Source organism: Frigoribacterium salinisoli (genome assembly GCF_054781095.1).
This window is the reverse complement of the sequence record NZ_BAAGVB010000005.1, coordinates 149,794-170,491: the sequence shown is the minus strand read 5'-3', so window position 1 is coordinate 170,491 and position 20,698 is coordinate 149,794. Positions and strand designations below refer to the sequence as shown.

22 protein-coding genes and 1 pseudogene are annotated in these 20,698 nt (G+C 74.2%); 16 read left to right on the top strand and 7 right to left on the bottom strand.

The window, feature by feature from the left end; genetic code table 11:
- Positions 1-10: 10 nt before the first annotated feature.
- Positions 11-826 (bottom strand): SDR family NAD(P)-dependent oxidoreductase, encoded by an 816-nt coding sequence (locus ACYVHQ_RS12390; RefSeq protein WP_460513590.1) that lies wholly within the window; start codon positions 824-826, stop codon positions 11-13.
- 363 nt (positions 827-1,189) lie between these two features.
- Here ACYVHQ_RS12390 and ACYVHQ_RS12385 point away from each other — a divergent pair, with 363 nt between their 5' ends.
- Entirely contained in the window at positions 1,190-1,606 is a 417-nt protein-coding gene (locus ACYVHQ_RS12385) for a DUF1304 domain-containing protein (RefSeq protein WP_460513479.1), read from the top strand.
- A 92-nt stretch (positions 1,607-1,698) separates the two neighbouring features.
- On the opposite strand, the gene ACYVHQ_RS12380 is transcribed toward ACYVHQ_RS12385, so the two are convergent.
- Entirely contained in the window at positions 1,699-2,019 is a 321-nt protein-coding gene (locus ACYVHQ_RS12380) for a Dabb family protein (RefSeq protein ID WP_460513477.1), read from the bottom strand.
- Between the two features lie 256 nt (positions 2,020-2,275).
- Between ACYVHQ_RS12380 and nadE the strand changes: the two genes are divergently transcribed.
- Positions 2,276-3,097, top strand: coding sequence for an ammonia-dependent NAD(+) synthetase (gene nadE, locus ACYVHQ_RS12375; RefSeq protein ID WP_460513475.1), 822 nt, complete (start codon positions 2,276-2,278; stop codon positions 3,095-3,097).
- Positions 3,098-3,200: 103 nt separating this feature from the next.
- Here the strand turns inward: nadE and ACYVHQ_RS12370 are convergent, their stop codons facing one another.
- On the bottom strand, positions 3,201-3,749 hold the full coding sequence (locus ACYVHQ_RS12370) for an MOSC domain-containing protein (RefSeq protein ID WP_460513473.1): 549 nt from the start codon (positions 3,747-3,749) through the stop codon (positions 3,201-3,203).
- 78 nt (positions 3,750-3,827) lie between these two features.
- On the opposite strand from ACYVHQ_RS12370, the gene ACYVHQ_RS12365 reads away from it, so the two are divergent.
- Both ACYVHQ_RS12365 and ACYVHQ_RS12360 read left to right on the top strand, forming a co-directional pair.
- Positions 3,828-4,646, top strand: a complete 819-nt coding sequence (locus tag ACYVHQ_RS12365) for a hypothetical protein (RefSeq protein WP_460513471.1) — start codon at positions 3,828-3,830, stop codon at positions 4,644-4,646.
- A 124-nt stretch (positions 4,647-4,770) separates the two neighbouring features.
- Positions 4,771-4,917 carry a hypothetical protein gene (locus ACYVHQ_RS12360; RefSeq protein ID WP_460513469.1) on the top strand — a complete coding sequence of 49 codons (147 nt, stop codon included), beginning with the start codon at positions 4,771-4,773 and terminating at the stop codon, positions 4,915-4,917.
- Positions 4,918-5,014: 97 nt separating this feature from the next.
- Here the strand turns inward: ACYVHQ_RS12360 and ACYVHQ_RS12355 are convergent, their stop codons facing one another.
- Positions 5,015-6,022: a LacI family DNA-binding transcriptional regulator gene (locus ACYVHQ_RS12355; RefSeq protein ID WP_460513467.1), complete on the bottom strand. Its 1,008-nt coding sequence runs from the start codon at positions 6,020-6,022 to the stop codon at positions 5,015-5,017.
- A 155-nt stretch (positions 6,023-6,177) separates the two neighbouring features.
- Between ACYVHQ_RS12355 and ACYVHQ_RS12350 the strand changes: the two genes are divergently transcribed.
- The 5 genes from ACYVHQ_RS12350 (at position 6,178) to ACYVHQ_RS12330 (ending at position 13,434) form a co-directional block, all read left to right on the top strand.
- Positions 6,178-7,473 (top strand): ABC transporter substrate-binding protein, encoded by a 1,296-nt coding sequence (locus ACYVHQ_RS12350; RefSeq protein ID WP_460513466.1) that lies wholly within the window; start codon positions 6,178-6,180, stop codon positions 7,471-7,473.
- A gap of 50 nt (positions 7,474-7,523) precedes the next feature.
- Positions 7,524-8,498 (top strand): carbohydrate ABC transporter permease, encoded by a 975-nt coding sequence (locus ACYVHQ_RS12345; RefSeq protein WP_460513588.1) that lies wholly within the window; start codon positions 7,524-7,526, stop codon positions 8,496-8,498.
- Positions 8,495-9,394, top strand: a complete 900-nt coding sequence (locus ACYVHQ_RS12340) for a carbohydrate ABC transporter permease (RefSeq protein WP_460513464.1) — start codon at positions 8,495-8,497, stop codon at positions 9,392-9,394. Before ACYVHQ_RS12345 ends, ACYVHQ_RS12340 begins: the two co-directional genes overlap by 4 nt.
- 67 nt (positions 9,395-9,461) lie before the next feature.
- Positions 9,462-11,828 carry a beta-xylosidase/alpha-l-arabinosidase gene (locus ACYVHQ_RS12335; protein ID WP_460513462.1) on the top strand — a complete coding sequence of 789 codons (2,367 nt, stop codon included), beginning with the start codon at positions 9,462-9,464 and terminating at the stop codon, positions 11,826-11,828.
- Positions 11,829-12,015: 187 nt separating this feature from the next.
- Positions 12,016-13,434 (top strand): ice-binding family protein, encoded by a 1,419-nt coding sequence (locus ACYVHQ_RS12330; RefSeq protein ID WP_460513460.1) that lies wholly within the window; start codon positions 12,016-12,018, stop codon positions 13,432-13,434.
- A 183-nt stretch (positions 13,435-13,617) separates the two neighbouring features.
- Here ACYVHQ_RS12330 and ACYVHQ_RS12325 read toward each other — a convergent pair whose 3' ends face one another.
- Together ACYVHQ_RS12325 and ACYVHQ_RS12320 are read right to left on the bottom strand one after the other, a co-directional pair.
- Positions 13,618-13,986: a GntR family transcriptional regulator gene (locus tag ACYVHQ_RS12325; protein ID WP_460513458.1), complete on the bottom strand. Its 369-nt coding sequence runs from the start codon at positions 13,984-13,986 to the stop codon at positions 13,618-13,620.
- Positions 13,987-14,043: 57 nt separating this feature from the next.
- Positions 14,044-15,306 (bottom strand): annotated as a pseudogene (locus ACYVHQ_RS12320) (MFS transporter); the annotation flags it as partial.
- A gap of 322 nt (positions 15,307-15,628) precedes the next feature.
- Between ACYVHQ_RS12320 and ACYVHQ_RS12315 the strand changes: the two are divergent.
- Positions 15,629-16,081, top strand: coding sequence for a hypothetical protein (locus tag ACYVHQ_RS12315; protein ID WP_460513456.1), 453 nt, complete (start codon positions 15,629-15,631; stop codon positions 16,079-16,081).
- Positions 16,082-16,188: 107 nt separating this feature from the next.
- Positions 16,189-17,148 (top strand): AraC family transcriptional regulator, encoded by a 960-nt coding sequence (locus ACYVHQ_RS12310; protein WP_460513454.1) that lies wholly within the window; start codon positions 16,189-16,191, stop codon positions 17,146-17,148.
- A 64-nt stretch (positions 17,149-17,212) separates the two neighbouring features.
- On the opposite strand, the gene ACYVHQ_RS12305 is transcribed toward ACYVHQ_RS12310, so the two are convergent.
- Positions 17,213-18,277, bottom strand: coding sequence for a magnesium and cobalt transport protein CorA (locus ACYVHQ_RS12305; protein WP_460513452.1), 1,065 nt, complete (start codon positions 18,275-18,277; stop codon positions 17,213-17,215).
- A 241-nt stretch (positions 18,278-18,518) separates the two neighbouring features.
- On the opposite strand from ACYVHQ_RS12305, the gene ACYVHQ_RS12300 reads away from it, so the two are divergent.
- The 5 genes from ACYVHQ_RS12300 to ACYVHQ_RS12280 all read left to right on the top strand — a co-directional run bounded on the left by ACYVHQ_RS12300 (position 18,519) and on the right by ACYVHQ_RS12280 (position 20,671).
- The gene (locus ACYVHQ_RS12300) at positions 18,519-18,968 is read left to right on the top strand and encodes an Asp23/Gls24 family envelope stress response protein (protein ID WP_460513450.1); all 450 of its coding nucleotides are present in this window, start codon (positions 18,519-18,521) and stop codon (positions 18,966-18,968) included.
- Positions 18,965-19,153, top strand: a complete 189-nt coding sequence (locus ACYVHQ_RS12295) for a DUF2273 domain-containing protein (RefSeq protein ID WP_460513449.1) — start codon at positions 18,965-18,967, stop codon at positions 19,151-19,153. The genes ACYVHQ_RS12300 and ACYVHQ_RS12295 overlap by 4 nt, the downstream gene beginning before the upstream one ends.
- 71 nt (positions 19,154-19,224) lie before the next feature.
- On the top strand, positions 19,225-19,500 hold the full coding sequence (locus ACYVHQ_RS12290) for a hypothetical protein (RefSeq protein ID WP_460513447.1): 276 nt from the start codon (positions 19,225-19,227) through the stop codon (positions 19,498-19,500).
- Complete coding sequence (locus tag ACYVHQ_RS12285; protein ID WP_460513445.1) at positions 19,497-20,078, top strand: DUF6286 domain-containing protein; 582 nt, start codon at positions 19,497-19,499, stop codon at positions 20,076-20,078. The genes ACYVHQ_RS12290 and ACYVHQ_RS12285 overlap by 4 nt, the downstream gene beginning before the upstream one ends.
- Positions 20,075-20,671 (top strand): hypothetical protein, encoded by a 597-nt coding sequence (locus ACYVHQ_RS12280; protein WP_460513444.1) that lies wholly within the window; start codon positions 20,075-20,077, stop codon positions 20,669-20,671. The genes ACYVHQ_RS12285 and ACYVHQ_RS12280 overlap by 4 nt, the downstream gene beginning before the upstream one ends.
- The last annotated feature ends 27 nt before the right edge of the window (positions 20,672-20,698 follow it).

Here is a 20,698-nt window from a genome sequence, read left to right as displayed (position 1 = left end):
CGCCCCTCGCTCACCCCCGGACGATGTCCGTCGTGACCGCCCGCTCGCGGCCCTGCTCCACCTCGGCGGCGAGGGTCGACAGTGCCTCGCGCGCGATGCCGAGCGAGTCGGAGCCCAGCACCTGGTGCAGGGGCGCGTCGCCGTCGTCGACGACGGCGAGGATCGCGGCCGCGGCCTTCGCGGGGTCGCCGAGCTGCGTGCCCGGCATGGCCCGGTGCGCGGCCGTCATCTCACGGACCGCCGGGTAGCCGTCGGCGGCGGAGGCGGGCAGCCCGAGCGAGTGCGGCGTGAGGAAGTCGGTCTGCAGGTACCCGGGCTCGACGAGGTTCACCGCGATGCCGTGCTCGGCGACCTCCTGTGCGAGCGCACCGGTGAGGCCCTCGAGGGCGTACTTGCCGGCGCAGTAGAGGCCCCAACCGGGGAAGGTCGTGAGGCCGAGGATCGAGGAGACGTTCACCACGTGGCCGGAGCGCGCGGCACGGAAGTCGGGCAGCACGGCGCGGAGCACGTTCCACACCCCGACGACCTGGACGTCGAACAGGGCGCGGACCTCCGCGTCGGACGTCTCCTCGACGGCTCCGAGGAACCCGTATCCGGCGTTGTCGACGACGACGTCCAGGCCGCCGAAGCGCTCCTTCGTCGCTCGTACCGCGTCGGCGACCTCGCGCTCGTCGGCGAGGTCCACGGTGAGGGGCAGGAGGCGCGTGGTGTCGGTGCCGGACAGGGCGTCGACGAGTCGCTCGGTCGAGCGCGTCGTCGCCGCCACGGCCTCGCCGGCCCTCCGAGTCTTCGACCTGCCGCCGCGCCCCGGGGACGCACAGTCGATCCCGTCCCGCGAGCACGAACCTGCGGCCCGCCCTCCGCGCGGCGATCGAGGCGGCGTCGGCGGCGGCCCAGGAGGACGGTGCGTCCTTCGAGATCACCAGTGGGTGGCGCAGCACGCGCCTCCAGGAGCAGCTCTTCGTCGACGGCGTCGCCCAGTACGGCAGCGAGGAGGAAGCCCGCCGCTACGTGCGACTGATCCGCAGCCCGCCGGTCCCGGTCAGCGAGGCGCCGCCGGGCAGCCCCAGGCCGTCGAACTCGGGGGAGGAGGAGCGGGTCGCGCCCCAAGGGTCGGCCGCTCCGGTCGCGCGGCCCGCGGCCGGGCGGTAGGGGCGGTCCGCCTTCCCCGGGGCCTAGGGTCGGGGGCATGCTCGCCGTCGCCCTCGTCGCCGCCGCCCTCGCGGCCCTCCTGCACGTGGCCATCTTCGTGATGGAGTCCGTGCTCTGGACCACGCCGCGCGTCCGCGCGACCTTCGGCATCACCGACGACGCCCAGGCCGAGCACACGAAGCCGCTGGCCTTCAACCAGGGGTTCTACAACCTGTTCCTCGCCGTCGTCACGATCGTCGGCATCGTCCTGGTCGCGGCGGGGGCAGGAGGCGCGGCCTCCGCCCACGACGCCTCCCCGGCGGGCAGCGCCCTCGTCGTCGCCGGCACGGGCTCCATGCTCGCCGCCGCGCTCGTGCTGCTGCTCTCGGACGGCACGAAGACCCGGCCCGCGCTCGTCCAGGGGGCGTTCCCCCTGGTCACGCTCGTCGCGCTGCTGGTCTGCGCCGCCTCCTGAGGGCGACTGCGGCAGCCTCCTGGAGGCCTGGCCGGGCCCAGCCCGCTGCCCGACGGAGGCCGTTCGGGCGGAGCCGGGGTGAGCCTCCTGCGCTACGCCTCGGCGTCGAAGACGACGACGCGCGCCGCGGAGGCGCCGATGTGGTCGGCGACGACCTGGTGGTCGGGGTGCGGCAGGTAGCCGTCGAGCGCGTCACGGTCGCGGAACCGCACGACGAGCATCCACTGGAACCCGCCCTCCTGGCCCTCGCCGCCGATGCTCGGCCCGCTGGTCGTCGAGAGCACGCCGTCGATGCGACCGAGGTGCTCGTCGACGAGGCGCGTCGCCTCGGTGCCCACCTCGGCGGCGGCCGTGTCGGCCCACTCCGCGAGGACGACGTGGACGATCTCGCGGGTTCCGGGTGCTGTCGTCATGGGGTTCTCCTCCGTCGGTCCGGCGGGGCACGGCGCGCCCCGGTCGGGTGGCCGAGCGTACGCGCGGGGGCTGGCGGCGCGGTCAGCCCCGGGCGAGCTCGCGCGGTCGCCCGACGGGCGGGTGCGTCGTCGCCGGGCGTGTGCGAGCGACCGCCGACGACGGACTCGCCCGTGCACCGACGGCGAGCGGCGGGCAGGCCGCCGCCGGGCCGCCGAGGGGATGCCCCACGGGCCGCGACGCGCCTAGCATCGGGGCATGAGACCGTTGCAGCAGACCGTCATCGCCGCGCTCGCCGTCCAGCCCGAGATCGACCCCGCCGCCGAGGTGGAGGCGCGCGTCGCGTTCCTCCGCGACTACCTGCGGGCCACCGGGGCGAAGGGCTTCGTCCTCGCCGTGAGCGGCGGCCAGGACAGCACCCTCGCCGGCCGCCTCTGCCAGCTCGCCGTCGAGGCCGTGCAGGCCGACGGGGGCACGGCCGAGCTGGTCACCGTCCGCATGCCGTACAAGGTGCAGGCCGACGAGGAGGACGCGCAGCTCGCCCTCCGCTTCATCGCCGCCGCCCCCGGCGTCACGATCAACGTCGAGCACGGCGTCGACGGGATCGCCCGTGACGTCCACGAGGCGACGGGCGCCCCGCTCAGCGACTTCGCCAAGGGCAACGTCAAGGCCCGCACCCGCATGGTCGCGCAGTACGCCCTCGCCGGCGAGCGCGGCCTGCTCGTCGTCGGCACCGACCACGCCGCCGAGGCGCTCACCGGGTTCTTCACGAAGTACGGCGACGGCGGCGTCGACCTCACCCCGCTCACCGGCCTCAGCAAGGGCCAGGGCGAGCAGCTGCTGCGCCACCTCGGCGCGCCGGCCCGCCTCTACGAGAAGGACCCGACCGCCGACCTGCTCGACGACGCCCCCGGTCAGACCGACGAGGCGAACCTGGGCCTCACCTACGCCGACATCGACGCGTACCTCGAGGGGCGCGACGTGTCCGACGAGGTCGCCGGCGTCATCGAGGCGCGCTACCTCGCCACCGAGCACAAGCGCCGCGTGCCCGCCTCACCCACCGACTCCTGGTGGCGCTGAACTCGATCGTCGGACACCCGCGAGCGGCTCGGACGCCCCGCCTGAGCAGGGTGTCCGAGCCGCGCGCGGGTGTCGCGCGGGCAGGAGGCACGGCGCGGGCGGGTCAGACCGGCTGCAGCGCCGCGTGCGCCCCGGTGGGCAGCTCGACGGTGAGGTCGTCGCCGGGGCGGACCGCGCCTCCTGCGCGGACGACGCCCATGACGCCCGCCCGACGGACGAGCTCGCCGTCGGCGTCGCGGCCCACGACGAGCCGCAGCAGGCCGTGGTCGAAGCCGTCGATCTGCAGGCAGGGGTTCCGCAGCCCGGTCAGTTCGACGACGGCCGTCGTGCCCAGGTGCAGGAGGGTCCCGGTCGGCAGGGCGAGCAGGTCCACCCCGCGGGTGGTCACGTTCTCGCCCAGGTCGCCCGGCCGCACCTCGTGCCCGGCGACGGCGACCTCGTCGAACAGCTCGGCGTGCACCAGGTGCACCTGTCGGAGGTTCGGCTGCGTCGGGTCGCGCCGCACCCGGGAGCGGTGCTGCACCGTCTCGCCGGAGTGGGCGTCGCCCTCGACGCCGCGTCCCTCGACGAGCACGATCTCGTCGACGGCGGGCTTGCTGAACCGGTGGGCGTCGTCACGGCTGACCGAGACCACGCGGGGCGTCGCGTCCATGCGGGCAGCCTAGGGCTCACCCGGCCCCGGGGCCAGGGCCACCCGGGGGCGTGGGCAGCGGCTCGGTAGCGTCGGGGGATGACGACGACGCCCGGCCGCCCCGACCCCGTCGACGCGGGCGACGAGGGGCACCGCGACGCCCGGCCGCCCGTGCACGAACCGCAGGCGGTGCACGAGCCGGAGGCGCGGGAGGCGCGGGGCGAGTCCGATCCGTCCTGGCAGGCCGTCGGGGAGCGCCGGCGGCCGTCGCGGATCGCGCTCACGTCCTTCGTGCCGCTCGTGGCATCGATCGTCGTGGGTCAGGTGGTCGCCCGCGTGCTGGTCCACGGGACGGACGATCCGGACTGGCCGGCGCTCGCCGCCGCCGGCGGGCTGATGGTGGCGACGGTGCTGGTCGGGTACGCGCTCGTCGCGCTCGTGCTCCGCCTCGCCTACGGTCCGGCCCGGGTGGACCTCCGGCGGGGCCTCCTGCGCGCGGGGCGGCGGACCGTCCCGCTGGGGGACGTGACGTGGGCGAAGGTCGTCCTGCGGGACCCGGCGGGCCGCACGCCCGTGGCCGTGCTCACCTTCGGGGCCGAGGGCGGGCCGCGCGTGGCGGTGCCGGTGCGCGACGTCCGGGGTGCCGTGGCGACCGAGGAGGAGCGGGCCGTCGTCGCGGCGGCGCTCGCGCGCACCTCGATCACGGTGCCGCGCTCCGCCGCCGATCCGACCGGCCGCTTCGCGCGCTACAACTTCCCGGGCCGGGTCTCCAAGGACGACGCGATCGCGCTCGTCGAGCACCCGACCGGGCGCGACGACCTCCTGCCCGAGTCCGCGACGGCCGCCCTCGAGCAGGCGCGGTACCAGGAGGCGCAGCGCCGCGAGCGGAAGGGGCGCAGGGCCCCGCACGCCTCCTGACCCCCCAGCTGCTGCCACCGTCCACCTGACCGGCTCCGCCTCCGCCTCGCGCACGACGCCGCCGTGAGCAGGTGCCCCCTCCCGCCCGACGCGGTGGGGCCCGCCCTGCCGTCACCGTGGAGGGGTGCTGAAGCTCCGCCTCATCGTCCCCCTGCTGCACGCGCTGCTCGCCGTGCTCTCCCTCGCGGTCCTCCTGCGCCTCCTGGACCTGTCGGCCGCAGCCGCCCACCGCGGTGCCGACGATCCCGAGCGCACGCCGCTCACCGGGTGACGGGTGCGCGTCGCGCCACCGCGCACCAGTCACCTGACATGGCACCAGGCAGCTGCCTGGTTCCGCACCAGGTCGCTGGTTCGCGAGGGCCTGCCCGTCACCCCCGCGGCGGCGCCGTCGTCCCGCGCACGACGAGCCGCGTCGGCAGCTGGACGGTCCCGCCGGCCGGTTCGTCGCCGCGCAGCAGCGCGAGGAGCGTCTCGGTGGCCACGACGCCGAGCCGCTGGATCGGCTGCCGCACGGTCGTGAGCGCCGGCCGTGCCCGTGCGGCCTCGGGGATGTCGTCGAAGCCGACGACGCTGAGGTCGTCGGGCACGCTGACGCCGAGCTCGTCGGCGGTGCGCAGGAGGGCGATGGCCGAGAGGTCGTTGGCGGCGAACACGGCGGTCGGCGGCCGGTCGGCGGTGAGCAGCGAGTGCGCGGCGCGTCGGGCGGTCGAGAGCTCGAAGTCGCCGGCCCGGGTGAGCGTGGGGTCGTGGGGGAGCCCCGCGTCGGCGAGGGCGCGGCGGTAGCCGGCGGCGCGGAGGCTGGCGGAGCGGAGGTCCTCGCGACCGGCGAGGAACCCGATGCGCCGGTGCCCCAGCTCGACCAGGTGCTGCACGGCGAGCAGGGCGCCGCCGTAGCTGTCGCCCTCGACGCTGGGCAGGTCGCCGCGTCCGGTGTGCGGGTCGACGGCGACGACCGGGATCGAGGTGGCGGTGGTGAGCACGGTGGGGGTGACGAGGATCGCGCCGTCGACGAGCGTGCCGCTGAGGCGGCTCAGCGAGCGGCGCTCCCACCCGTCGTGCCGGCCCTGCCGGGAGCCGCTGTAGGCGAGCAGGTCGTAGGCGTCGCCCGCCGTGCGGAGCGCCGTGGAGACGCCCTTGAGGACCTCCGAGCTGAACGGCTCGAAGTCGGCGACGAGCACGCCGATGACCCCGGTGCGTCGGGAGCGCATGCTGCTGGCGACCAGGCTGGACTCGTAGCCGAGCCGCGCGACCTCGGCCATGACGCGCTCGACGGTGGCGGGGGCGATGCCGTAGCGGCCGTTGACGGCCTTCGACACGGTCGCCACCGAGACGCCGGCGGCGGCGGCGACGTCGTGGATGGTCGGGCGGGCACTCATGGGGGCCACTCTAGGACCGAAACCGCTTTCGAAAACGTTTGACGAACCTCCTGGGCCTCTCGACACTGAGAGCACGTCGCCCCGCACCGGGCGTCCGCGCACCCCCTACCCAGGCCGTCCCGATCGGCCGCTCAACGAAGAGAACAGGTGGAACCATGCCCAGATCACGAACCTTCCTCACGGGATCGGCCGCACTCCTGGTGGGGGCGCTCGCCCTCACCGGCTGCAGCGGCGGCTCCGGCTCGTCCGGCGAGGACGGCGGGGACGTCGCCATGACGCTCTGGCAGAACTCGACGACCGGCCCCGGCCAGGACTTCTGGACCGCCACGGCCGCCGACTTCGAGGCCGCCAACCCCGGCGTGACCATCGACGTCCAGACCGTGCAGAACGAGGACTTCGACTCGAAGCTCCAGACCGCGCTCAACTCGGGCGACGCGCCCGACGTGTTCCTGCAGCGCGGCGGCGGCAAGCTCGCCGCCATGGCCGGCGCCGGCCAGCTGAAGGACCTCACCGACGGCATCTCCGACGACGCCCGCGACCAGATCAGCGAGGGCACCTTCGCCGCCGGGGCGTTCGACGGCAAGGACTACACGATGCCCGTCGCCGTCCTGCCCGGGGGCATCTGGTACAGCCAGGACCTCTTCGACGCCGCCGGCATCTCGACGCCGCCGACGACGATGGACGAGCTCGACGACGCCGTCTCGTCGCTGAAGGACTCGGGCGTGCAGCCCGTGGCCCTCGGCGGCAAGGACGCCTGGCCCGCCGCCCACTGGTACTTCTTCTTCGCCCTCCGCGAGTGCAGCAGCGACACGCTCGAGAGCGCCGCGGCCGACCGCGACTTCAGCGACGAGTGCTGGGTCGCCGCGGCCGAGGACCTCGCGGACTTCCGCGACACCGAGCCCTTCAACGAGGGCTTCCTCACCACCGCCGCCCAGCAGGGCGCCGGCAGCTCGGCCGGCCTCCTCGCCAACAAGCAGGCCGGGATGGAGCTCATGGGCGCCTGGAACCCCGGCGTCATCGCCTCGCTCACGCCCGACGCGCAGCCGCTGCCCGACCTCGGCTGGTTCCCCTTCCCCGAGATCGAGGGCGGCGAGGGCGAGGCCGGCGCGATCATGGGCGGCGTCGACGGCTACTCCTGCGCGGCCGACGCCCCCGACGAGTGCGTCGACTTCTTGAACTACCTCGCCACCCCCGAGGTGCAGACCGCCTACTACGAGGGCTTCAACGCGCCGCCGGTGAACACCGTCGCCCAGGAGGCCGTCACCGAGCCCTACCTGCAGAGCGTCATCTCGGCCTACAACGAGGCGCCCTTCGTGTCGACCTGGCTCGACACGGTCTACGGCCTCAACGTGGGCAACGCGATGAACGTCGCCGTGGTCGACCTGCTCTCGGGCGACGGCACGCCCCAGGAGTTCGTGGACGCCGTCGACGCCGCGGCCAAGAAGGCCTGACGACCGTGACCCTCCGTGAACAGGAGCTCGGCTCCCCGTCCGGAGGCGCGGTGCACGTCACCGCCGGGGGCGACGCCGTCGCGTCGCCCCCGGCGGGGTCCCGCGCCGTGCGCCGGAACGCCGGGCGCGAGCGCCTCGAGATCGCCCTGCTGGTCGGCCCCGCCCTGATCGTGTTCCTCGCGTTCGTGGTGTTCCCGATCGTCATGGCCGCCTACTACGGCTTCTTCAGCTGGCAGGGCTTCGGTGCCCCGACGGACTTCGTCGGGTTCCGCAACTACGTCACGATCTTCCAGGACCCGACGTTCCTCGACGCGCTGCGCCACAACGCGACGATCGTCGTGCTGTCGCTCGTGCTGCAGGGCCCGGTCGCGATCGGCCTGGCGCTGCTGCTCAACCGCAAGCTGCGCGGCCAGTCGCTGATCCGCGTGCTCATCTTCGTGCCCTACGTCATCAGCGAGGTCGTCGTCGGCACCGGCTGGAGCCTCATGCTCCAGGGCAACGGCGCCGTGAACGACCTGCTCGCCGACCTCGGCCTCGGCGCGGTCGCGCAGGACTGGCTCGCCGACCCCGACGTCGCCATCTGGACCCTGCTGGTCATCATCACCTGGAAGTACGTCGGCTTCGCCGTGATCCTCTTCCTCGCCGGCCTGCAGGGCGTCCCGGAGGAGCTCTCCGAGGCGGCCGCGATCGACGGCGCCACCTGGTGGCAGATCCAGCGGAGCATCACGCTCCCGCTGCTCGGCCCGACGCTGCGCATCTGGGCGTTCCTGTCGATCATCGGCTCGCTGCAGCTGTTCGACCTCGTCTACATCATCTGGGGCCAGTACATCGCGGCCACGGCCGGCACCTCGACCATGGCGACCTACATGGTCGCCAACGGCCGCACCTCCGGCAGCTACGGCTACGGCAACGCGGTCGCGGTCGTGCTCTTCGTCATCTCGCTCGTCGTCGCCCTCGTGTACCAGCGCTACGTGCTGCGCCGCGACACGGCCGGCGCCGTCACCACCGCAGGAGGGGACCGATGACCGCCGTCACCGAGCGCGCCCGTCGGGGCGCCACGCCCGTCGCACCCGCAGCGTCACCGGGGCGCAGGAGGCGCGGGATCGCCGATCCCGGCCGCGGCGTCGCGTACGTGGTCGCCGCCGTCGTCATCGTGGCGATGCTCGCGCCGGTCGCGTTCATCGTGCTCGGCGGGTTCCGCACCAACGCCCAGATCACGACGGACCCCTCGGGGTTCCCGAGCCCGTGGCAGGTCGGCAACTACCTCGACGTGCTCGCCGGCGGCACCTTCTGGCGCCAGGTCGGCAACTCGTTGATCGCGGGGCTGGCGACCACGCTCGGCGTCGTCGTGCTGGGGCTCATGGCCAGCTACGTGCTGGCCCGGTACCGCTTCGCGGGGCGCGGCGTGCTCTACGCCGTCTTCGCGGCCGGCCTGATGTTCCCGATGACCGTGGCCATCACGCCGCTCTACCTCGTGATCCGCGACCTGGGGCTGACGAACAGCCTGGCCGGCGTGATCCTGCCGCAGATCGCCTTCGCCCTGCCGACGACGATCATCATCCTGGTGCCGTTCCTCCGGGCGATCCCGGACGAGCTGGAGGAGGCCGCGTTCCTCGACGGTTGCAGCCGGCTCGGGTTCTTCTTCCGGATGGTCGTCCGGCTCGCGATGCCGGGCGTGGTGACCGTGGGGATCCTCGCCTTCATCGCCAGCTGGAACTCGTACCTCCTGCCGCTGTTCATCCTCAACGACCCCGACACGTTCACGCTGCCGCTCGGCGTGCAGGCGTTCTCGTCGCAGTACTCCGTCGACACCGCCCGGGTGCTCGCCTTCACGGCCCTGTCGATGCTGCCCGCGCTGATCTTCTTCAGCCTGTTCGAGCGCCGCATCGTCGGCGGCCTCACCGGGGCGGTCAAGGGATGACGCTCGCGCCCGTCCCGCCGCACCCGGTGCCGTCGCCCGTGCACCCGTCCCCCGAGAGAGACCGATCATGACCCTCACCGATCCCCGGCGCGACGTCGCGCCACCGGAGGCCTCCTCCGCGCCCGTGCCCCCCGGGGGCGAGCGCGCCTCCGACCGGGTGCGCGCCCTCCTCGCCGACATGACCCTCGACGAGAAGCTCGCGCAGCTCGTCGGCTACTGGGTCGACCGTGGCACCGACGACGTCGCCCCGATGCAGGGCACCATGTCGCCCTCGGGCGAGTACGACGACGCCACCCGGCACGGCCTCGGCCAGTTGACCCGCGTCTACGGCACCCGCCCGGTCGACCCCGTGGAGCGCGCCTCCTGGCTGTGGGGCGAGCAGCGCCGCCTGCAGCGCGAGACCCGCCTGGGGATCCCCGCCCTCGTGCACGAGGAGTGCCTCACCGGGCTCGCCGCGTGGCAGGCCGCGACCTTCCCGACGCCGCTCGCCTGGGGCGCCTCGTTCGACCCCGACCTCGTCGAGGAGATGGCGACGCTCGTCGGCGGCTCGATGCGCGAGCTCGGCGTGCACCAGGGGCTCGCGCCCGTGCTCGACGTGATCCGCGACGCCCGCTGGGGCCGGGTCGACGAGTGCATCGCCGAGGACCCCTACGTCGTCGGCACGCTCGGCACCGCCTACGTCCGCGGGCTGCAGGCGGCCGGCGTGCACGCCACGCTCAAGCACTTCGTCGGGTACTCGGCGTCGAACGCGGGGCGCAACCACGCGCCGGCCGCGATCGGTCCGCGCCTGCTCGACGACGTCCTCCTGCCGCCCTTCGAGATGGCCGTCCTCGACGGCGGCGTGCGCAGCGTCATGAACTCGTACGCCGAGGTCGACGGCGTGCCGATCGCGGGCACGCCCGAGTACCTCACCGACCTGCTGCGCGGCCGCTGGGGCTTCGACGGCACCGTCGTCTCGGACTACTTCTCGGTGGCGTTCCTCGAGGTCATGCACGGCGTCGCCGCCGACCGGGGCGAGGCCGCGGCGCTGGCCCTCGAGGCCGGGGTCGACGTCGAGCTGCCCACGGGCGACGCCTACCTGGCGCCGCTGCGCGAGCGGATCGAGGCGGGCGACGCGGACGTCGCCACCGTCGACCGCGCGGTGCTGCGCGTGCTGCAGCAGAAGGAGGACCTCGGCCTGCTCGACGCGACCTTCGACGCACCGCCCACCGAGATCGACCTCGACTCGCCCGCGCACCGCGACGTGGCGCTCCGGCTGGCCGAGGAGGGCGTCGTGCTCCTCACGAACGACGGCGTGCTGCCGCTCGCCGGTGGCGCAGGAGGCCCGGGTCGCGTCGCGGTCCTCGGTCCGAACGCCGACAGCGCCGAGGGCCTGCTCGGCTGCTACTCCTTCGTGAACCACGTCCTCGCGCACCACCCCGGCGTGCCGCACGGCCTCACGCTGACGACCGTGCACGAGGCGCTCGGCGCCGAGCTGCCCGACGCGGAGCGCGTGCTCGTGGCCGGTTGCTCGGTCGAGGGCGAGGACCCGGAGGCCGACGCCGCCGGCATCGCCGACGCGGTCGCCGCGGCCCGTGACGCCGACGTGGCCGTGGTCGTCGTGGGCGACCGGGCCGGCCTGTTCGGCCGGGGCACGGTCGGCGAGGGCAACGACGCCGAGAGCCTGGAGCTGCCCGGGCGTCAGCGCGAGCTCGTCGAGGCCGTCGTCGCGACCGGCACGCCGGTCGTGCTCGTGCTGCTCACCGGTCGCCCGTACGCGATCGACTGGGCCGTGCGCGGGGCGTCGGCACCGGCCGCCGTCCTGCAGGCGTTCTTCCCGGGGGAGGAGGGCGGGACCGCGGTCGCGCGCGTCCTCAGCGGCCGCACCGCGCCCTCCGGTCGCCTGCCCGTGTCGATGCCGAGGTCGGCGGGCGCCCAGCCGTACTCGTACCTGCACCCGACGCTCGGCGGACCCAGCGACGTGACGAGCGCCGACAGCACCCCTGTGCTGCCCTTCGGGCACGGCCTCACCTACACGACCTTCCGGCGCGACCAGCTGACGGTCGCGGCGCCCACGATGGCGGCCGACGACGACCTCGTGGTCACCGTGCGCGTGTCGAACGAGGGCGAGCGCGAGGGCACCGACGTCGTGCAGCTCTACGGTCGCGACGTCGCCGCGACGGTCACCCGGCCGGTCGCGCAGCTGCTCGGCTACCGCCGCGTCACGCTGCGACCGGGCGAGCGCGCGACGGTGCGCTTCGCCGTCCCGAGCGGCCGGCTCGCGCTCACCGACCGGAAGCACCGTCGCATCGTCGAGCCGGGCCGGTTCGACCTCTGGGTCGGTGGTTCGGTGGCCGAGCAGGAGGCGACGGCGAGCATCGAGGTCACGGGGCCGGAGCACGTGGTCACCCCCGCCGACGCCCGCGTCGTCGCCACCGAGGTGCGCCCCGCCTAGGTGCGCGATCCCGCCCTCCCCGGGCCCGGACGCCCCCACTTCGGGGGCCTTCGGGCCCGTCCTGGCTGTGAAACGACCGGTCTTCCTCGACGGGTGCCTCGGCGGCACGTAGAACGAGGGGAACGGAGATCACCAGAGGTGTCCACACCTCTGTTCGAGTGCCTCTCCTCGACAGTCAGGTGCCGCCATGGCCCGAACCACGCCCGTCCCCCTCCTCCTCCGCTCCGGCCTCGCCCTCGGCGTCGTCGCAGCCCTCTCCCTCGGCGGCGCGAGCGCTGCCTCCGCCGCCAGCGTCGACGGCCCGGTCGACCTCGGCACGGCCGCGCCCTACGGCGTGCTCGCCGGCTCGACCGTCACGAACACCGGCGCGAGCGTCGTCGACGGCGACGTGGGCCTCGCCCCGGGCTCGGCCGTCACCGGCTTCGACGGCGGCCCCGGCGTCGTGAACGGCGTCGTCGACGTCGCGAACCCCCGTGCCGTCCAGGCGAAGGCCGACCTGGTCACCGCCTCCGGCGTCGCCGCGGGACTCACCCCGCAAGAGACGGGCCTCGTCGAGCTGGACGGCCGCTCCCTGTCGCCCGGCGTCTACTCCGGCGGTGCGGTGCAGCTCGCCGACACGGGTGCCCTGACCTTCGCCGGCTCGGCCGACTCGGTCTGGGTGATCCAGGCCGCCAGCACGCTCACCATCGGCGGGGCGACCACCATGGTCTTCACCGGCGGCGCGAGCGCCTGCAACGTCTTCTGGCAGGTGGGCAGCTCGGCCACCATCGGCAGCGGTGCGGCCTTCTCCGGCACGGTCCTCGCCGACCAGTCCATCTCCACGACCGCCGGAGCGACCGTCGTCGGACGCCTGCTCGCGCAGACGGGCGCGGTCACCCTCGACACGACGACCATCACGGTGCCCGAGGCCTGCCCGACCGTCGGGGTCGTCGCCGAGTCGCCGACCATCACCTCCGGCACGCCGGACGACGCGACCGTCGGCACCCCGTACGAGTTCACCGTCGTCGCGACCGGCACGCCGGCCCCGACCTTCAGTGTGACCGACGGCGACCTGCCGGCCGGGCTCGAGCTCGACGCCGCCACGGGCGTCGTCTCGGGCACGCCCACGACCCCCGGCGACGCCACCTTCACGGTGACCGCCGACAACGGTGAGGCCCCCGCCGACAGCGCGACCTACACGGTGACCGTCGCCGCCGAGGCCGTCGTGCCGCCGGTCGTGCCCCCGGTGACGCCCGTGCCGCCGGTCGTGCCCGTGCCGCCGGTCGTGCCCCCGGTCACGCCCGCACCGCCGGTCGCGCCCCCGGTCGTGCCGGTGCCGCCGGTCGACTCGACGCCGCCCGGCAGCGAGACGCCCCCTGGCTCCGTGACGCCTCCCGGGTCCGTGACGCCTCCTGGGTCCGTGACGCCTCCCGGCGACGTGCTCACCCCCACGCCGGTCACCGTCCTGGACCGCTCGGGCCGCCTCGTCGCCTCCGACCTGGCGTACACCGGGCAGGAGGCGGTACTGCCGACCGCGATCGGCGTCACGGTGCTGCTGGCCGGCCTGGGTCTCGTCACGGCCGCTGCGCTGGGGCGACGTCGCACGGCCGTGCGCGCCGACAGCTGACCGCCGCGCGGAGCGTCCCGACGCCCGCTCCGTCCGTGCACCGCACGGACGGGGCGGGCGTCGTCGTGGGCGGGCGCGGTGCGACTCGGGCTCGACCCGGGCACGACCCGTCGGTCGGTGCCCGGAGGGCCGCCGGGATCCTCTCCGGATGGACCGGGATCCTCTCCGGGATGATCCGCTCTCTCATAGCTGATCTTCCCCGAGCTCCGTCAGGACCAGGTCGCGCACCTGCGCGTCGTCGAGGCCGAGCTCCTTCACGGTCGCGACGAACGCCCGGGCCGCCGCCCGGGCGTGCTGCTCCGTCATGTCGGCCTGGGGGCGCACGAACGAGCCGGCTCGTCCTCGCGTCTCGATCGCGCCTCCTGCCTCGAGCTCGCGGTAGGCGCGGGCCACGGTGCCCGCCGCGAGGCCGAGGTCGTCCGCGAGCCGGCGCACCGGCGGGAGGCGGTCGCCGACCGCGAGCGCGCCGGAGCGGACGGCCTCGACGACTCCGGCACGCAGCTGCTCGTACGGGGGCACGGGGGAGGCGGGGTCGATCGAGACGAGGTCCACGCGGCGACCGTAGCAGCGGTCGCCCCGCGGCGGAGCGCCCCGGGGCGGCCGCCCGCGTCAGCGCTCGGACGGCTCCCGGTCGAGGAACGGCAGGCTGCCGAGGTCGAGGCGCGGGTCGGCGTCCTGCGAGGCGACGAGCTCCCGGGCCTCCTCCTCGGTGGCGACGCTGGGCATGGAGCCGGGGAGCGGGCGCTGCGCCGACTCCGGCATGAAGAAGACGGCGACGGCGCCGACGAGCGACGTGGCCATGAGGAAGTACGCCGGGACGAGCTCGTCGCCCGTGGCCTGCAGCAGGCCCTGGACGACGAGGGGCGTCGTGCCGCCGAACACCGCGATGGCGATGTCGTACGAGATGCCCATGCCGCCGTAGCGGCTCGCGGTCGGGAACAGCGCCGGCAGCGACGAGGCCTGGCTCGAGACCCAGAGGGCCACGCACACCGCGAGCAGCGACAGCCCGGCGAGCGTGGTCGCGACGCTGCCCACGCCGATGAGCAGGAACGCCGGCAGGCCGAGCAGCAGCACCGCGACGGCTCCGGCCCACATCACGGGACGGCGCCCGACGCGGTCCGAGAGCTTGCCGGCGAGGGGCAGCAGGAGGGCGAGCAGCACGAGCACGGGGATCGTCAGGAGGGTCCCGTGCAGGGGGTCGTAGCCGAGGGAGTCCGTGAGGTAGGTCGGCATGTAGCTCGTCAGCGCGTAGCCGACGGTGTTCGGCGCGGCCACGAGGCCCACGGCCACGAGCATGGGGCGCCAGTGCCGACGGACCAGCTCGAACGTGGTGCGGGGTCGCCCCTCGGCCTCCGCGATCTCGTCGGTCGCCTGCTCCTGGGCGTCCTGCACGGCCTGGAAGGCCGGCGACTCCTCGATCTTGAGCCGGAAGTAGATCGCGACCGTCCCGATGACGCCGGCGAGGAGGAACGGCAGGCGCCACGCCCAGTCGAGCATCTGCTGCTCGGTGGTGAGCAGCTGCACGACCGACACGACGGCCGCGCCGAGCGCGAAGCCCAGGTAGCTGCCGAGGTCGAGGATGCTCGCGAAGAACCCGCGACGCGCGTCCGGGGCGTACTCGCTGACGAAGGTGGTGGCGCCCGCGTACTCGCCGCCGGTCGAGAAGCCCTGCAGGAGCTTCAGCAGGACGAGCAGCACGGGGGCCGCGGCCCCGATGGTGCCGTAGTCGGGCGTGACGCCGATGAGGAACGTGGCAGCGGCCATGAGGACGAGCGTCGTGGCGAGGACCTTCTGGCGGCCGACGCGGTCGCCCAGGCGGCCGAAGACGATGCCGCCCAGGGGGCGCGCGACGTACGTCGACGCGATCTGTCCGGCGGCGCGCGTCGGTCCGACACGGCCGCCTCGGTGGTGGGGCGGGCGGCCTGGTGCGGCCTACCGGGGGATGCCCGGTCTGGGACGGTCGACGACGTCAGCGACCGGTCGGGCGCAGAACGGTCAGGGGATGCACAGCACGTCGTCCGATGGCCGTGCCGGCGGGGAGGAGTCCTGTCCTCCGTGCGAACACGACGCTCGCTCGGCTCGACGTCGAGGGCGAAAGGAGGTTTGCTAGACGGTGTAACGAGACCGTCTAGGGAGATCGGCCCGTTGCGACACGACATCGACGACAGCTGGGGTGAGGACGGAGGCACGGGGCATGAGCGACAGCTGGACCGACGACCTGGCCGGGGGGCCGACGGACCCCACCACGGGTCACCGACTGGGCCGCAGCGAGGCGGCGAAGATCACGCACCTCGGGGTGCGGCGGTTCGGCACGCCCCGTCTCGACGCCGCCCTCGTCTCCTTCGACGACCGACCCGCGCCCGACCTCGGCCTCGAGTTCGAGTGCTCCGTCGACGAGGGTGACCGCCGCGGCTGGATCGCCGTGCGGGACGGTGCCCTGACCGTGGGCACGGAGCCCGGGACCACAGGTCGGACCTTCCCGACGGGCGTGCGTGCCTGGTGGCTGGCCGACGCCTCCACGGACGGCAGCGAGGTCGAGCTCGTGGTCGACGGACCCCCGCTGTCGCGGACGCCCGTCGCCCGGATCGCCCGCCCGGGCCTGCGCCTGGCGCTCGTCAAGGCCCTGGGTCCGCCCCGTACGGCCTGATCGGACCAGGGCGCGCGTCCGCCGTTCCCCTGCCCGACCCCTCGCCGGATGTCCACTGAGCGCACGGATGACAGCCGACTGTCGGTCGTCGCTGACAGGCTCTCGGGGTGACCAACGACCTGCGCTCCGTCGCGCGCTCCGAAGTCGTCGGCAGGGACGTCGACGAGGCCCGAGCGCTCTACGAGGACGCCTACAACGGTCGCGACTTCCGCATCGAGCCCACCGACGGGCCCTTCGCCTATCGCTATACGACCTCCGGTGACGGCGAGGTCACCCTGCACGGCAACCTGTTCCTGGGCAGGGTCCGGGGTGAGATCCGCACGGAGGGCGAGTACGTCGTCACCTGGCTCACCTCGGGGCGGGGCACGCTCGACCTCGGCGGCGACGAGGTCGCGCTCGAGCGCGGGGTGCCCGCGATCTTCCCGACCGGCAAGGCCCAGCGCTTCGACGTGCAGGACCACAAGCAGAACCTCCTGCACGTGGACGCCGCCTTCCTCGAGCGCGTCGCCGCCGAGGAGGAGGGCGTCACGGGGCGGCTGCACTTCCACCACGGTGCCGGCCCGCGCCCCGAGGCCCTGCCCGGCTGGACCGCCGCGGTGGGCCAGGCGGCGCGGGCGATCCTCGCGCCTCCTGCTCCCGGTGACGAGCTCGCGCGCGCCGAGGCCGTCCGCGGCGTCGCGGTCGCGCTGCTGCGGACCTTCCCGCACGAGGCGTTCGACCTGCCCGAGGCCGTGCTCGCCCCGCGCAACGCACGCCTGCGCCAGGCGATCGAGCACATGCACGCGTCCGCGCACCTGCCCCTCGACACGACCGCGGTGGCGCAGGAGGTCGGGCTCACCGTCAGGGGCCTGCAGCAGGCGTTCACGCGCCACGTCGGCGTCACCCCCAGCGAGTACCTGCGCCGGTTGCGCCTCGACCGGGCCCGCGTCGAGCTGCTCCGCCTCGACCCATCGACGGCGACCGTCGCCGACGTGGCCCGCCGGTGGGGGTTCGGGCACCTGGGGCGCTTCGCCGGCTCGTACGCCGAGCGCTTCGGCGAGTACCCCAGCGAGACCCTCGCCCGCTGACCGCGCCCTCGCGGGGGCCGCGGCCCGGTCTCCCCCCCCCGGTCGGCCGGGGGCCGCGCCGCCGCTACAGCCAGTGCTTCTTCTTGAACACGACGAAGAGCACGAGCGCCAGCAGGAGCATCATGCCGATGGCCATCGGGTAACCGAAGGTCCAGTGCAGCTCGGGCATGTGGTCGAAGTTCATGCCGTAGATCGACGCGATGAGCGTCGGCGCGAAGAGGATCGCCGCCCACGACGAGATCGCCTTGACCTGCTCGCCCTGCTCGATCGAGGCACGGGCGAGCCGGCGGCTCTCCTCGCCCTGGGCGAGGCTCGCGCTCGTCATGCGGCGCATGGCGTCGTTCTGCTCCTGCGTCACCAGCGTGGAGTGCAGCGTCAGGGCGTTCTCGAGCAGCACCCGGAACGTATCGGCACGCTCCGTCACGCGCAGGGCGTGGTCGAGGACGTTGCGCAGCGAGTTCTGCACGTCGTCGTGCGCGCCGTACTTGCCCGCACCGCGCAGCAGCGCCTGCAGCATGTCGGGCAGGGGGCCGATGGCGCGCTGGAACCCGATGACCTCGCTGAGCAGCTGGTAGATGCGACGCGAGGAGGCGGGGTCGACCTGGCCGTCGAAGAGGTCGTCCTCGATCTCGTCGATGTCGTGCTGCAGCCCGGCGACGACGGGGGCGTACCCGTCGACGACCTCGTCGAGCACGGCGGCGAGCACCGCGTGCGGCCCCTGGGCGAGGTCGTCCGGGTCCGCCTCGAGGCCCCGGCGCAGGACGGCCAGGTCCGGGCGGGAGGCGTGCCGCACGGTGACGACGAAGTCGGGTCCCGTGAAGACGTGCAGCTCGCCGAACTCGACGCGCTCGTAGGCGTCGAGGTAGCGAGCGGGCCGCAGCACGACGAAGAGCGTGTCGCCGTAGCGCTCGAGCTTGGCGCGCTGGTGGCCCTTGCGGGCGTCCTCGACGGCGAGCTCGTGCAGGTCGAACGCCGAGGCGAGCGAGTCGAGCTCGGCCGCGGTGGGCTGGGCGAGGCCGATCCAGGCGAAGCCGCCCTGGGCGCGGAGGGCCTCCTGGGTCTCCTCGACGTCCGTCGGCGAGGCCGCACGGTGCCCGTCGCGGTAGATGCCGATGTCGATGAGAGCCATGTGTCGCCGCCTTCCTGGCCGTCGGAGAGCGTACACCGGCGGCTGCTCCGACAGGCCCGTGCTCGGGGGGAGGAGGAGGGCAAAGATGTCCCCTCCGCGAAGCCCGACGATCGCAACCTGGCAGCTCGCTGAACGACCGTGACCCAGGGCGTCCCCGTCGCGTCTTGATGATGTGACCCGCTCGTACGGGCACCGCGGCGGCCGATCGGACGCCGCCGAGACCACAGACCAAGGAGCAGCCATGACGAACGTCACCCCCGCCACCAGCAGCAGCAAGGACCTCGCGAACACCGACTCGTCGAGCAACGGCAAGAACACCATCGCCGAGGGCGTCGTCCAGAAGGTCGCCGGCATCGCCGCCCGCGAGGTCCGTGGCGTGCACGACCTCGGCAACGGCGCGGCCCGTGCCCTCGGCGCGATCCGCAACGCCGTCAACCAGCAGGACCGCGGCCAGGGCGTCAGCGTCGAGGTCGGCGAGAAGCAGGTCGCCGCCGACATCGTCATCGTCGCCGAGTACCCCGTCGAGCTGCAGCGCGTCGCCGACGACGTCCGCAAGAGCGTCACCGACGCCATCTCGCAGGTCGTGGGCATGGAGGTCACCGAGGTCAACGTGACGGTCTCCGACGTGCACATCCCCTCCGACGACGCCGACAAGGGCGACGCCGACAAGAACGAGGCGCGCGTCCAGTGACCGCCTCGCAGCAGGGCATGCTCATCGGCGCGGTCCTCGCGCTGACCGGTCTCGCCTTCGGCTTCTGGGGCCTCGTCCTCGTCGCCGTCGCGATCGCGATCGGCTGGGCCGTCGGCCGCGTCTCGAGCGGCCAGCTCGATCTCCGTGGCGTCGCCGACGCCCTGCGCGGGCGGCGGTCGTCGTGACCGCCCCGGTGGCGGCCGACCCGCACCTCCCGGGGCGGACGAAGATCACGGCTCGCGCGGTGCGTCGAGTGGTGACGGCCGTCACCGCCGACGCGATGGAGGTCCCGACCTCCTCCGTGTCCGTCGAGCTCGAGGACCTCGGTGGGGCCCTGAGCATCGTCGCGAAGTCGCCGGTGCGGCTCACGCCCCTCGGCCGTTCGACGGGCGGCAGCTCGCTCGTCGAGCGCCTGTCGTCGGCGCAGTCCACCATCAGCGAGCGCGTCCTCACCCTCACGGGGTCGGACGTGCGACGCGTCGACCTCCGCATCACGGGTGCGGAGCTCCAGCAGAGGAGGCGGGTCTCGTGACCGACACCACCAGCGTCTACCGGCGCATCGTCCGGCGCGAGACCCACTCGTCGCGCTCGGTCCTCGCGGTCGTCGTGGCGGTCCTCCTGATGCTCGCGCTCGCCTGGCTCGGCACGGAGGCGGTCCTGGCCGCCCTCGGGCAGCCCGCCCTCCTCGTGGCCCCGACCGACGCGGTCACGGCCGTGCTCGGCGCGGCAGGAGGCGCGACCGGCGCCGTCACGGCGATCGCCGTGGTCGTCGCACTGGTCGGGCTCGTGCTCGTGGTCCTCGCCGTCGCGCCGGGCCGCAAGGGCCGTCGCGGCAGCACCTCCGGGCGTTCCGCGGTGATCGTGGACGACCGGGTCATCGCCCGGCACCTGGCCCGCACGGCCGGCTACGCCGGCGAGGTCGACCCCGACGCCGTCCGCGTCACGGTCGGTGCCCGTCGCGCCGACGTCGAGGTGCAGACCGCCGCGGGCCGTCCCACGGACGCCCGTGCCATCGAGGCGGCGCTCCGCGACGAGCTGCAGGGCTACGACCTCCAGCCGCCTTTGACCGCGAAGGTCCGCCTGTCGAAGAAGGGGAAGGTCGGCGCATGAACGACACCAACCGTGCTCTGAACCGCGCGTTCGTCCTCGTCGTGGGCCTCGTGCTGCTCCTCGGCGGAGCGGTCGTCGCCGTCGGCGCCCTGCTGCCCGAGGTGCAGCGCCCCGTGGCCGACGCCGCGGAGTCCGTCACCGGGCCCACCACCGACGCGCTCGAGGCGCAGCCGTGGATCCTCTGGGTGGCCGCCGCCGTGGCTCTCGTCCTCGTGCTCCTGCTGCTCTGGTTCGTGCTCCACCGCGGTGGCGGGCGCACCGGCGAGCTGCTCGTCGTGCCCGTCGAGGGCGAGCGTCGCGGCTCCGGCAGCGTGGTCGTCTCGACCAAGGTCGCTGCCCAGGCCGTCGAGGAGGCCCTCTCCGAGGAGGAGTCCCTCGTCGCGGTCGACGTCGTCGCCTACGACGTGCAGGGCACCACGGTGCTCCGCGTCAAGGCCGACGCGCGGCGGGGATCCTCGCCGACCGACGTGCGGCGCACCGTCGAGTCCGTCGTCGAGCGGTGGGACGAGGCCCTCGGGCAGCAGACCCCGGTCGTCGTCGAGATCGCCGGGGGCCTGCGCACCAGCATGGCCTCGTCCACGCGACTGGCCTGACGCCCCTGGCACGAGGGGCGGACGCCG

Bases quoted from the DNA above. Each gene is read 5' to 3' on its own strand.
- ACYVHQ_RS12385 (WP_460513479.1), top strand. From the start codon at position 1,190: ATGCTCGCCGTCGCCCTCGTCGCCGCCGCCCTCGCGGCCCTCCTGCAC.
- ACYVHQ_RS12380 (WP_460513477.1), bottom strand. From the start codon at position 2,019: ATGACGACAGCACCCGGAACCCGCGAGATCGTCCACGTCGTCCTCGCG.
- nadE (WP_460513475.1), top strand. From the start codon at position 2,276: ATGAGACCGTTGCAGCAGACCGTCATCGCCGCGCTCGCCGTCCAGCCC.
- ACYVHQ_RS12370 (WP_460513473.1), bottom strand. From the start codon at position 3,749: ATGGACGCGACGCCCCGCGTGGTCTCGGTCAGCCGTGACGACGCCCAC.
- ACYVHQ_RS12365 (WP_460513471.1), top strand. From the start codon at position 3,828: ATGACGACGACGCCCGGCCGCCCCGACCCCGTCGACGCGGGCGACGAG.
- ACYVHQ_RS12355 (WP_460513467.1), bottom strand. From the start codon at position 6,022: ATGAGTGCCCGCCCGACCATCCACGACGTCGCCGCCGCCGCCGGCGTC.
- ACYVHQ_RS12350 (WP_460513466.1), top strand. From the start codon at position 6,178: ATGCCCAGATCACGAACCTTCCTCACGGGATCGGCCGCACTCCTGGTG.
- ACYVHQ_RS12340 (WP_460513464.1), top strand. From the start codon at position 8,495: ATGACCGCCGTCACCGAGCGCGCCCGTCGGGGCGCCACGCCCGTCGCA.
- ACYVHQ_RS12335 (WP_460513462.1), top strand. From the start codon at position 9,462: ATGACCCTCACCGATCCCCGGCGCGACGTCGCGCCACCGGAGGCCTCC.
- ACYVHQ_RS12330 (WP_460513460.1), top strand. From the start codon at position 12,016: ATGGCCCGAACCACGCCCGTCCCCCTCCTCCTCCGCTCCGGCCTCGCC.
- ACYVHQ_RS12315 (WP_460513456.1), top strand. From the start codon at position 15,629: ATGAGCGACAGCTGGACCGACGACCTGGCCGGGGGGCCGACGGACCCC.
- ACYVHQ_RS12305 (WP_460513452.1), bottom strand. From the start codon at position 18,277: ATGGCTCTCATCGACATCGGCATCTACCGCGACGGGCACCGTGCGGCC.
- ACYVHQ_RS12300 (WP_460513450.1), top strand. From the start codon at position 18,519: ATGACGAACGTCACCCCCGCCACCAGCAGCAGCAAGGACCTCGCGAAC.
- ACYVHQ_RS12280 (WP_460513444.1), top strand. From the start codon at position 20,075: ATGAACGACACCAACCGTGCTCTGAACCGCGCGTTCGTCCTCGTCGTG.